Source organism: Archaeoglobus sp. (genome assembly GCF_017656475.1).
Lineage (GTDB): Archaea > Halobacteriota > Archaeoglobi > Archaeoglobales > Archaeoglobaceae > Archaeoglobus.
In genome coordinates this window covers 20595-31111 of record NZ_JACDNT010000022.1, presented here as the reverse complement: position 1 = coordinate 31111, position 10517 = coordinate 20595, and the positions used below count along the sequence as shown (strand labels likewise).

General features: G+C 47.2%; 12 protein-coding genes and 1 tRNA gene. 8 read left to right on the top strand and 5 right to left on the bottom strand.

The annotated features are described in order from the left end of the window. The 5 genes from H0Z19_RS07685 to H0Z19_RS07665 form a co-directional block, all read right to left on the bottom strand. The coding region (locus H0Z19_RS07685) for a hypothetical protein (protein ID WP_290725423.1) at window positions 1–325 on the bottom strand (325 nt) is incomplete at its 3' end. Window positions 326–419: 94 nt separating this feature from the next. Further along, window positions 420–641 (bottom strand): hypothetical protein, encoded by a 222-nt coding sequence (locus tag H0Z19_RS07680; RefSeq protein ID WP_290725419.1) that lies wholly within the window; start codon window positions 639–641, stop codon window positions 420–422. A gap of 509 nt (window positions 642–1150) precedes the next feature. Then, complete coding sequence (locus tag H0Z19_RS07675; protein ID WP_290725417.1) at window positions 1151–1729, bottom strand: [protein ADP-ribosylglutamate] hydrolase; 579 nt, start codon at window positions 1727–1729, stop codon at window positions 1151–1153. Window positions 1730–1985: 256 nt separating this feature from the next. Further along, window positions 1986–2132 (bottom strand): hypothetical protein, encoded by a 147-nt coding sequence (locus H0Z19_RS07670; RefSeq protein WP_290725416.1) that lies wholly within the window; start codon window positions 2130–2132, stop codon window positions 1986–1988. A gap of 136 nt (window positions 2133–2268) precedes the next feature. Further along, a complete protein-coding gene (locus tag H0Z19_RS07665; protein ID WP_290725415.1) occupies window positions 2269–3378 on the bottom strand; it encodes a 4Fe-4S binding protein in 1110 nt (369 codons plus the stop codon). Between the two features lie 90 nt (window positions 3379–3468). On the opposite strand from H0Z19_RS07665, the gene H0Z19_RS07660 reads away from it, so the two are divergent. The 8 genes from H0Z19_RS07660 to H0Z19_RS07625 all read left to right on the top strand — a co-directional run bounded on the left by H0Z19_RS07660 (window position 3469) and on the right by H0Z19_RS07625 (window position 10356). Next, on the top strand, window positions 3469–4221 hold the full coding sequence (locus H0Z19_RS07660) for a winged helix-turn-helix domain-containing protein (protein WP_290725414.1): 753 nt from the start codon (window positions 3469–3471) through the stop codon (window positions 4219–4221). Between the two features lie 356 nt (window positions 4222–4577). Continuing rightward, the gene (locus H0Z19_RS07655; RefSeq protein ID WP_290725412.1) at window positions 4578–6107 is read left to right on the top strand and encodes a hypothetical protein; all 1530 of its coding nucleotides are present in this window, start codon (window positions 4578–4580) and stop codon (window positions 6105–6107) included. Window positions 6108–6191: 84 nt separating this feature from the next. Then, window positions 6192–7361, top strand: coding sequence for an FprA family A-type flavoprotein (locus H0Z19_RS07650; RefSeq protein ID WP_290725410.1), 1170 nt, complete (start codon window positions 6192–6194; stop codon window positions 7359–7361). Continuing rightward, entirely contained in the window at window positions 7358–7945 is a 588-nt protein-coding gene (locus H0Z19_RS07645; RefSeq protein WP_290725408.1) for a flavodoxin family protein, read from the top strand. The genes H0Z19_RS07650 and H0Z19_RS07645 overlap by 4 nt, the downstream gene beginning before the upstream one ends. 1 nt (window position 7946) lies before the next feature. Next, window positions 7947–8519 carry an archaeoflavoprotein AfpA gene (gene afpA / locus H0Z19_RS07640; RefSeq protein WP_290725407.1) on the top strand — a complete coding sequence of 191 codons (573 nt, stop codon included), beginning with the start codon at window positions 7947–7949 and terminating at the stop codon, window positions 8517–8519. 199 nt (window positions 8520–8718) lie between these two features. Beyond that, window positions 8719–8801: transfer RNA gene (locus tag H0Z19_RS07635), tRNA-Leu, on the top strand. A gap of 143 nt (window positions 8802–8944) precedes the next feature. Further along, entirely contained in the window at window positions 8945–10135 is a 1191-nt protein-coding gene (locus H0Z19_RS07630) for a hypothetical protein (protein ID WP_290725405.1), read from the top strand. Further along, on the top strand, window positions 10132–10356 hold the full coding sequence (locus tag H0Z19_RS07625) for a hypothetical protein (RefSeq protein WP_290725403.1): 225 nt from the start codon (window positions 10132–10134) through the stop codon (window positions 10354–10356). Before H0Z19_RS07630 ends, H0Z19_RS07625 begins: the two co-directional genes overlap by 4 nt. Window positions 10357–10517: the final 161 nt, after the last annotated feature.

Genomic DNA, 10517 nt, shown 5'->3' with positions numbered 1-10517 from the left:
GAAGATTGAACAAGTTAAAGAAGAGATTGGATTGAGGATTGTGTAAGCACCCTAAGTCCACTAATATTTTTACCTCCAGTGGGTCTGATGTGTCTTTGTAGTAGCTGAGCATAACGGAACCCGGATATCTTGCAACCGGCTCTTCTCCCGATGCCTGATCCGATGGTGGCAGATTTTCAGCTTCTGCTGGAGAATATGTAGAGGACTCCAGTATGTTGTCTGCCGGCCCCTTAACAAGGTAATAAACCACACCTTTTCCCCCTTCTACAGCCGTCCCACCAGCAGCCCAAATGCCAACAGCCTCATCTCCTTTCTTGAGCAGCACACCACCCCACTCGGCGCTTCCCTGAGGAGTGTTGATGGTTGCAATAGCAATATCCTCGACGATTTCGTAATCCGACAGCTTTTGTTTATACCAGTTAAGAATTTCCCTTACATCGCCCGTTTTCTACAAAATAAACCTCAACTGTAACACCCTCAGTCGGAATACCCATTATCTGGTAGTAAAATGATGGCGCGCTGTAAACCTTTGACCCTTCATATACAGGGCAGTTCTCCTCCCGCAGATGTCTGAGGCTGAGAGCAGCCCAATAGTGGATGCCAGCAATGATTAAAACCATCAAAATTACCTTGCTCCCCATACACACACCTCTTCGAGTTTTTTCATTATCGTTATTTAATCTTTATTGATGATTTTGCACGGAATCTGATTTGAGTTTACGCTCTCAGATTTGCCTCACTTCAAAAACTAATCAATATCCCAGCAAGAGTTTTATCTATATTTTTATCTAAAAAATAAGTAATTAAAAATGAAAAAACGTTCTCTTTCTTCCGATCCGAAGCCCACAATAGCCGCAAGCGTCCTGTATTCAATTCTCCCACTAACGAAAACACATATGAGGGGTTTTTCAGTGAGCCAGAGAGCACATAGAAATTGCCCTAGACTTGGTGCACCTCTTCAAACCGGGATACTCTACAGTGTTGAGATAATACTCGTCTCAGTTTTGTGGCTCTGGGAGAACACCTGATTTTAACGTACACGTCACTGCTTCTCAGCATTATCAACGGAATTTCCAGCTATGAGAGAGCGTACTGGAAGGTAGCATATGAGATTGAAGGATGTGATAAGAAAAGATGCGGTAAGAAAAAATTAAGCAAATTTTTTGAGAACTGCTAAAGCCCTCTCAGCAGACTCTCTGTCGTAGATTACAAGCGCTACTTCTTTCACATTTGAGCCTTTAAAGCTCTTCACAGCCTCAAGAAACGTTTCAACAACCTTCTCAAGCTCACAGCCGTATATGCCAGCACTCACAGCCGGGAAGGCTATTGAGGTCACTTTCATTTCTTCAGCCTTCTCTAAGGGACCGAGAAATGCCCTGAAGAGTTTCTCCTTAAGCTTATCGTTCCACCTTCCACTGCATATCGGCCCGACTGTGTGAAAGACGTATTTTATCCCCCTCTCCTCCAGATTCATGGCTGGAGTGACAACAACCTCTCCGTGCTCTATGTAATCCCTTCCAAACTGCTCTCTCATCGCTTTCTTGCTGATTTCAGTATATTTGCCCGCATCCCCCGCACAGGCTTTTGCAATTGCGTATGCAACCCCGCCACCATGCTCCAGCCTCTTGTTGGCAGCGTTGACAATAGCTTTTGCCGGATAGCGGGTAATATCTCCCTGAACCAGCTTTAATTTGATTCCATTTATCTCAGTCTCAGCCAGCACTCCCATATATCACATTTGATGGAAGCTATAAAAAGATTCATTCGATGATGATTGTCGTGCTGGTGGGCTCATCTTTCTGGTATAGGCACCATCCTTTCTTAAAAAATTCGAAAAAATCTGGAAATCGGATTTGACAACTTCGAGATTGTTCTTGATTGTCCCTTTCCGGATGATTTTGTTGAGCTTGATTGAAAGTAAAAGAGACAGGTTTTTGCTTGTTTAGCAGTTGTAGTGCCTCCTGACTCTCTTTACGCCCTCTATTTCAAGCAGGTCTTTTTCCCTCCATCCCCAACACCCGAACTATGACGTCGTAGTCATAGAAAACCTCATGAACCTCATCGCAGACTTCTCTCAGCCTCTCAATAACCTCTCTCTTTTTCGTTTGGTCTATCCACACCTCAAAGTACATGGCTCAACCGGTCTGGCAGATAATTTGAATTTTTGTGTTTGGAGGAGGCGGAGAGAAAGCTGAAAAAAGACAGATGAGTGGCTTCAGTAATAAAATTAAAGTAAAGTTATAGAGATACAAAAATTAAAAATAACACTCAACCAAAAAGTCCACTCGGGTCTCTCCCCTTGTCCTCAAGCAGTTCCCTCACGTATGTCATCCCATCCGGGAGTTCAAGGTATTCATCCCTCTCAACGAGCTCTATTGCCTCAACCGGACATGTGGGGACGCAGACCCCACACCCTAAGCATTTCTGAACGTCAACATTTGCAGGCTCTCTGTTCACCTTAACCCTTATGGCCTTCATCGGGCATCGAAGCATGCAGATTCCGCACGCGATGCACTTCGAGTGATCAACGCTCGCAAAGTAGCTTGAGTGGGCTATTGTGTTGGGATGCTTTGCCTCATGAATTGCTTTGAAGAAGATGCAGCAATCATCACAGCAATTGCATATCGTCGCCACATGCTTTGACCTTTCTGTGAGGTGGACGAGCCCTTCTCTGTTCGCTTTCCGAAGAATTTCGATCGCCTCGTCGGCAGTAATCCTCCTCGCCATTCCGTGTTCGACCATGTACTTGCCAACAGAGCCCATGTGGATGCAGTTCTCAAGCGAGCGTCTGCACCCCTCGCCAACAAGCCTTGCAATAACCCTGCACGGGCAGTAAGCCACAGCTATGTAATCCCTTTCCTTAACGAGCTTTACCGCATCTTCAAACGGCAAAATCTCGGACTTCTCGGATATCGTGTCTCTTTCAGGCAGTGCCCTCATTATAGGCTTCTTTCTATCTCCGAGCTCATCCAGAAATCCCTCTTTGCGGTATTTTGCCCACAGAGGAGCAAGCTTCTCCTGTCTCGGGTCTTTCCCCGACCCCGGCCAGAAGGGAGTCTCAGCGAATCCCACAATGACGGGGAAAAGCCTGTAGTAAACCTCCCCATCCTTTTCTCCCTTCCAAACTGTCCCCTTCTTGACCATCTCGTTCAGAATTTTCTCGATGTAATCTACACTCTTCCCGGTTTTTTCGGCAAGCATCTCTGCGGTGAACCTTACGAAGGGCATGTGCAGAGCTATACTGGCCTCTTCCTCATCAAAAAGAACGCTCAGAATTTCTTTTTCAACACCGCTGACAGTCTTTGGCAGACCAATCGGCGCCTTATTCAGCTTCTCTCTCAATTTCTCATAAATCTCAAGGTGGTGGGAATGGTGCATTCTTTCACCTCCTTCTAAACTTATTTTCGAATTATATAAACGTATCGTAGGAGCTATAGTTTTATATAGTGGAAGACTGAGCACAGTCTAATGTTGGAAGAGCTGCTCGAGAAGATTGAGGAAATTGGCACGAAAGTTGATGTTCTGCAGGACAGCGTAATGGTGCTTGGCACTGCAGTCGAAGCTCTTGTGGAAAAGAATAGCAGAGAGGAGTTCTTATCGGAGCTTAAAGTTGCCGTAAGAGACGAGTACTACAAGATAAAAGAACTGAGCCCCGACAGTTGCAAGTTCAGAAGTTTCTGTCTCAGCAGGGTGGATAAAGCCACCTCCAGAGTTATAAGGATTTACGCAGAGAGAGGGAGTGAGGATGCGCTTGAGGAGCTGAAAAAGCACAAGGAGGCTGTTTCAAGATATCTCAATTCAACAGTTTGTCCCGACAGGAACTGTATGGAGAGCATTGTTGACACCTTCGAGACACTCGAGAGCTTCATCAGGCAGTCTATGGAGATTAAAGAGCACAGAAGGGCTGTCTTAAGGCAATGGAAAAAGATTGAGGAGATTGACGAGGAGCTACTGGCCGAAATCCTAAGCCCTCTATCCAATCCCATAAGAATTAAAATACTGAAAACACTTGCCAGAGGAGGAAAAAGCTATGCAGAACTCGAGAGGGCAGTTGGGATTAAGGGAGGACATCTGCAGTTCCACCTGCGGAACCTGATGGAGGCTGGATATGTTGCTCAGGAGGGTTTGAGAAAGAGATACGTGATTACGCATACGGCCTTGAGTGTTCTGAATCAGTTGGCTGGTCTTGGGGAGGTGAAGCTTCAACACAAGGAATCCTAATCAAATTACAAACCAGCAAGCATAACGAAGCTTGTAGAACTTTAGATGGGAGGCTACACATATGTAAAACCCATTAGCTTTTTCAAGCTTCTCTACAAGCAACCTTTTCATCTATCTCTGCAAGAACCCTTCTGTAAACCTCCTCATCCTTGCCAGCAGGATTCTCAATATACCATCTAACCACATTACTCACAGGCAGCACTATGCAGCTACTCTCCTCGCTGTATTGTGGATGCAGACAAGGAGTGCTTTTCTCATTTTATTCTTTGCTTACTTTATTGCTTTTATCCTGCAATCGTCTCAAACTCAAAAAATCTTCAGTTAACTTTAAATATAATTGATAATAGTTTAAACTAATGAGGAAAATTTATTTCTTACTCATTCTGCTGATCATCTCGCTTCCAATTGTTCTACCAACGGTTTTGCTCTTCTTTTATCCTTCAACAACGGTGCTTGAGGTTGCTAAGCTAAGCTCACCACCAAACGAGAATCCAAACCCGTTTGCAGATGAGCCACCAACAAACCCCTTTCTGGATAGCGTATGGGCAGAGAGCCACAGAAACAGCTACTGTCAGGCAAGTTCCCCCTTAAACGCACCCTATCATCCGGAAAAGCTGAAATTTCAGTTCCTGCTCCTATACGACCTGCCGATAACAATAGCCTTTTCAAAGCCATATCCAGACGGAAAGAGAGTGGCATGGGTCTCTACTGTCGGCTTTACTGGCAAAATAGCGAAGATAGACCTGGAAAATTTTACCGTGATTGATGAAGTAAAGCCTGAGAAACACGAAATGGGAATCAGCGGGGCTTACAGCATTCTCTCAAATTTCACATTCTTCGTGCCAAAGCTGGACAGGATTGAAGCTTACGGTGACAGAGTTGCCGGAAACAGGTTGTCGAAGATAGAGCTGAAGAGGGTTTTTGAAATTCCTGAAAGTGCTCTGTGTGATAGCGATGAAAAAATTGTTGGAATTACGATGACCTACGACGGGATGATAGCCTTTGCAACCAGCCATGCAACAGTCGGAGTTGTTTCGCAGGATTTCAGAAGGTATGATGTGTTCCACATAGGAAACTGTTCTGAGAGGGTTTCGAACTCCATTGCCGCAGACGAGAATGGCGGGATTTACGTTGTGACGGATAAGGCGATGTACAGGATAAACTGGGATGGTGAGAAGCTCACTCTCGGCTGGAGAGCGGAGTACATGACCGGCACTCAGATGGCGGGGAGGCTCGGAAAGGGTTCCGGATCAACCCCCTCGCTTATGAACTGCGGAGATGACAGGTTTGTTGTTATAACTGACGGGCAGAAGCTGATGCACATGGTTCTCTTCTGGAGAGACGAAATTCCTGAAGACTGGAAAGGGCTGGAGGGGAAAGACAGGAGAATTGCTGCAGAAGTTCCCGTAACTTTCGGTTTTGAGACGGATGAGAGCTATTCAGAGCAGTCAGTTCTCGTCAGAAACTGTTCGGCAGTGATAACGAACAACAGGCTCGGCTTGAGGATACTCGATTTGCTTCCCGAGAGATTCCAGCCATTCTCCATGCTCGTTTCAAACCTTCCCGGCGTAGCCCCATACGGGGTTGAGAAGTTCGTGTGGGACAGCAAAAGCAGGGAGCTGAGAAAAGCGTGGGCAAATAAAGATGTTAGCTTTCCGAACGCCATACCAACAATGAGTGCCAAAACCAACCTTTTCTATGCGATAGGGCAGAGAGGTGGCTTCTGGACGCTTGAGGCGGTAAACTGGGAAAGCGGTGAGAGTGTGTGGTACGCTAAGGTCTCTCCACTTCCCGCACACAACAGCTTTTACGCTGCGACCGAGATAGGGCCGAATGGCTGCATCTACAGCGGAACCTTGTGGGGGATTGTGAGGTTCTGCGAATGATTAGCCTCAAACAAACCTTAAGCGATATTTATAATTTCGAAAATCGTAAGAAGGGGATTTATACTTTTAGGTCGAATTTCTAACATGAAACCGGTAGAAATTAAGGACAACGTGTTTTGGGTTGGGGCGATAGACTGGAACGAAAGGGATTTCCACAATTTTCTGACGAGAAGGGGGCTTACTTACAACTCCTACCTGATAGTGGACGAGAAAATCACTCTAATTGACACTGTAAAGCACAAATTCGTAAAGGAGTCTCTGGAGAGAATAAAGAAGGTCGTAGACCCCTCAGAAATCGACTACGTTGTTGTGAACCACATTGAGCCAGACCATTCGAGTGGTTTACCCGACACGATGAGAATTGCCAAGAACGCTACCATTTTATGCTCTCAAAGAGCAAAAGACGGAATCTGCAAGTACTACGACTGCGAAGGGTGGGACATTAAGGTCGTCAAGGGGGGGGATGAGATAAAAATTGGAAAAAGAACGCTAACGTTCATCGACATGACGATGCTCCACTGGCCTGACAGCATGGCGACCTACCTTAAGGAGGAAAAGATTCTCTTCTCCAACGACGCTTTCGGACAGCATATCGCCAGCGAGGAAAGGTTTGATGAAGAGCTTGGTGTTGAGGAGGCGATAAGCTGGGCGAAACTCTACTACGCCAACATCCTCATGCCCCTTGCCGGCCTGATAAAAAAGAAGCTCTCGGAAATCCAGAGTTCTGGATTGGAGATAGAGATGATTGCTCCAAGCCACGGAGTCATCTGGAAGAATCCAGGCAGGATTGTAGAGGCCTACTCAAAGTGGGCGAACTTCGAGAGCGAGAACAAGGTAGTTGTTGTGTTCGACACAATGTGGCATTCAACTGAGAAACTTGCCGAGGCAATTGCCGATGGAGCGGGCAGTGAAGGAGCGGAAGTCAGACTTTTCCATATCAGAAAAGACCCGTGGGCGGATATTGTGACAGAAATACTGGATGCCAAAGCCGTTGCGATAGGCTCTCCAACGATTCACAACGGCCTGTTCCCACCGGTTGCGGGCTTTCTGACTTATCTCAAAGGGCTGAAGCCTCAGAACAAAAAGGGACTTGCATTTGGCTCATACGGCTGGAACGGCAACGCTGTCAAGGAGATTCAGAAGGTGCTGGAAGAGCTGAAGTTCGAAACGCTTGAACCACTGATGGTCAAGTTCAGGCCGAGTGAGGAGGAGTTGCAGAAGGCCTTTGAGCTTGGAGCGGAGCTGGCGAGATGATACTCGGCATTTCGGGAAGTCCGAGAAAGAAGGCAACGGAATACGTGCTCACAGAAGCCCTGAAAATGCTCGAAGAGCGGGGATTTGAAACCAAATTTTTTACAGTTAGGGGAAAGCAGATTAGCCCCTGCCAGCACTGCGACTACTGCCTGAGGCACAAGAAGTGCAGGATTGAGGACGACATGCAGGAACTCTATGAAATGCTGGGAGAAGCGAGGGGGATTATCATGGCCACTCCTGTCTACAACGGTGGGGTGAGCGCGCAGATAAAGGCGGTAATGGACCGCTGCAGAGCTCTGGTTGCTGCAGACTACGACTTCTTTCGCGGAAAGGTTGGGATGGCGATTGCAGTCGGGGGAGACAGGATAGGTGGGCAGGAGTTCGCCATACAGCAGATTCTGACCTTCTACATCCTCAATGGCATTATTCCTGTTAGCGGGGGGTCATTTGGAGCGAACCTGGGCGCAACATTCTGGAGCAAGGATACGCTGGAGGGGGTTAAGGAGGACGAGGAGGGGTTCAGAAGTTTGAGGAAAACCGTCAAAAGATTTGCCGAAATGCTGAAAATGCTGGAGGGTGTCTAAAATGGGGGAGAAAAAGAAGAGGGTTGCCTGGGGGATAACTGGAAGTGGAGACAGGATGCCAGAGACCGTTGAGGTGATGAAAGATATAAGGAAGAAATATCCGGACGTTGAGATAGCAGTTTACCTATCAAAGGCCGGAGAGGAGGTTGTTAAATACTACAAGCTGATGAAAGACTTGAAGGAGAACTTTGGAGCTGTTAGAGTTGAGATTGACGCCAACAAACCATTCTTAGCAGGACAGATTCAGGTCGGGAGATACGAATTTCTGCTGATTGCCCCTGCAACCTCAAATACCGTTGCAAAGATTGCAATGGGTATTGCGGACACTCTTCTGACAAATGCGGCAATAATGGGCCTCAAAGCCTACGTTCCCCTCTACATCATGCCATCCGACTACAAAGAGGGAGAGGTGGTAACGAAGCTACCCGATGGCAGGGATTTGAGGATAAGGGTGAGAAAAGAGGACGTTGAGCACGTGAGAAAGCTCGCTCAGATGGATGGTGTGACGATACTTGAAAAGCCCGAGGACATTTACGATGTGTTCAGGAAGCACTTTGGAGAGCCTAAAGTGTAGCACTTGGTTCGCATTCTCACTTAACCTCAACGGGTTAAAAGCTCAAGAGTTAGCGGGCCAAATCTGTGGAATCCTCAAAATTCCTTTTTTCCAATTAAAAAACCCACATTAACCTCACATTCTGAGAAGTTTTTTGTATCGTCAAAAACCACACAATCACCACAAACCTCATAAATCCAATTAATGAAATCGCCCTTAGGCGGGGGTTGCCGAGCGGACAAAGGCGCTGGATTCAGGGTCCAGTCCCGTAGGGGTTCGAGGGTTCGAATCCCTCCCCCCGCATTTTAAAGCGTTCTAAAGCTTCGTAAAGTTTCATGAAGTGTCAGCGCCGAGCTTTTCTGCGTGGAGTGGGCAGTAGGCGAAAGTATCGTTATATTTTCCGAAAATCAGTTTACAAGTTACAAGTGAGGTGAGGTGATATGCGTGTGGGATGGTTGGTGCCCCTGCTAATCCTGTGCATCGCTGCCAGTGCAGCGCAGCCATGGAGCAAAGGGATGGATGGTGCAGAAAACGCGATCCCTAGTAGTGAGGTTGAAAATGTTGACGAGAGATCTGGTGGATTCGAGAGCTTTAAAGAGAATTCAACGGATGTGAGAAAAGATATTGAGGAGAGAGTAAAGGAGTTCCGGAAGCTAAAGAGGAGCGAAACCAAAGAGAAGTGGGAGAAGGCAAAGGAAGAGTACTCCGAAGTCTCCAAGAACATGAGAGAGTGGGCTAAGGAGAAGGCGGGAGAGATGAAAGAGAAAGCCTTCGAGATCAGGAAACAGTACTACCTGACCTGGGTAGTGATGGTTGAAAAGTGGATCGAGAAGCTCCAGGCTGAGATAAACGAGTTGAGTCTCGCCAGCGATGTGAAAGAGGAAATTGCAGAAAGGCTTGCCGAGACCTTTGAAAAGCTGGAAGAGTTTAAGAGCGAGATAAACGAGAGCGACAGCCCTGAAGATCTGAGAGGTGTGGTGGCGGAGATCAGAGAGGTGTGGAAAGACCTCAGGTACGAGCTAAGAGCTTCTGTGCACAGTTATGCGGTGGAGAAGTTCAGGCACTTGTATGAGAGACTCGAGCAGGTCAGGGACAGGCTCGAAGCCCAAAGCGTCGATACAAGCGAGCTGGATGTGATGCTGAGCGACATAAATGATACTATTGGGGATCTTGAAAAGGCTGTAGGAACTCCAGAGTTCGAGGGCAAAGTTAAAGAAGCTAAAGACCTCTTTGCCGAAGCGTTTGAGAAAGTGAAGGAGATCGTCAGAGAGAGGGAGGAGATCCTCGGGGCCAAGGTGCTCGGGTACGAGTCCGGGATAGCCTACGCGAAGGTGAAGGGTAGTTTCACGCTGAGCGGAAACTTCAGCCACGTGCTGATAAAAGGAGAAGGTAACGTCATACTGCCAAAGGAGAACATCGTCACCAAAGTCGAAAGGGACGGAGAGCTGCACATAGTCGCGAGGGGACAGCTTACGGCGAGCGGTGATGGGGAGTTCAGGATTATCGCCATAGGCAAGGGTACACTCGACCTCAGCGGTGAGGGTTACTATAGGGTCAAGCTCTCGCCGAAGGAGCCTATGGGTAACGAGACTGAGTTTAGCGGTAACGAGAGTCTGCAATTCGGGGTGATTGAATGAGGCTTTGGCTCGCGCTAATCACTCTGCTGGTTTCCGCTGTACTGATGGGATGCACGCAGGTGCAGCAGGCAGAGGGGCAGCAGGAAACACAGCCAACCGTAACGCCTACGGAAACTCCAGAAGTCTACAGCGAACTCGGAAACATCTCTGAAGAACTGCAGGAAATCGAACAGTTGCTGAAGGAGCTTGAGGAGCTCGAAAACGTTTCCTTCGAGAGCTAATTTTTCATTTTTTAGTAAGTAGACTTTTCTGGTGCCAGTTCAGAGTATATCCTCGCTCCCTTACCATCTTGGCGCTTTCCTTTCTAGTTCTTGAGACCTTTGCTTCGATCGTTTTTCTGTTCTGAGTATTTACATATTTTTGCCCAATGCTTACGTTTAAG

Bases quoted from the DNA above. Each gene is read 5' to 3' on its own strand.
- H0Z19_RS07680 (WP_290725419.1), bottom strand. From the start codon at position 641: ATGGGGAGCAAGGTAATTTTGATGGTTTTAATCATTGCTGGCATCCAC.
- H0Z19_RS07675 (WP_290725417.1), bottom strand. From the start codon at position 1,729: ATGGGAGTGCTGGCTGAGACTGAGATAAATGGAATCAAATTAAAGCTG.
- H0Z19_RS07670 (WP_290725416.1), bottom strand. From the start codon at position 2,132: ATGTACTTTGAGGTGTGGATAGACCAAACGAAAAAGAGAGAGGTTATT.
- H0Z19_RS07665 (WP_290725415.1), bottom strand. From the start codon at position 3,378: ATGCACCATTCCCACCACCTTGAGATTTATGAGAAATTGAGAGAGAAG.
- H0Z19_RS07660 (WP_290725414.1), top strand. From the start codon at position 3,469: ATGTTGGAAGAGCTGCTCGAGAAGATTGAGGAAATTGGCACGAAAGTT.
- H0Z19_RS07655 (WP_290725412.1), top strand. From the start codon at position 4,578: ATGAGGAAAATTTATTTCTTACTCATTCTGCTGATCATCTCGCTTCCA.
- H0Z19_RS07650 (WP_290725410.1), top strand. From the start codon at position 6,192: ATGAAACCGGTAGAAATTAAGGACAACGTGTTTTGGGTTGGGGCGATA.
- H0Z19_RS07645 (WP_290725408.1), top strand. From the start codon at position 7,358: ATGATACTCGGCATTTCGGGAAGTCCGAGAAAGAAGGCAACGGAATAC.
- afpA (WP_290725407.1), top strand. From the start codon at position 7,947: ATGGGGGAGAAAAAGAAGAGGGTTGCCTGGGGGATAACTGGAAGTGGA.
- H0Z19_RS07625 (WP_290725403.1), top strand. From the start codon at position 10,132: ATGAGGCTTTGGCTCGCGCTAATCACTCTGCTGGTTTCCGCTGTACTG.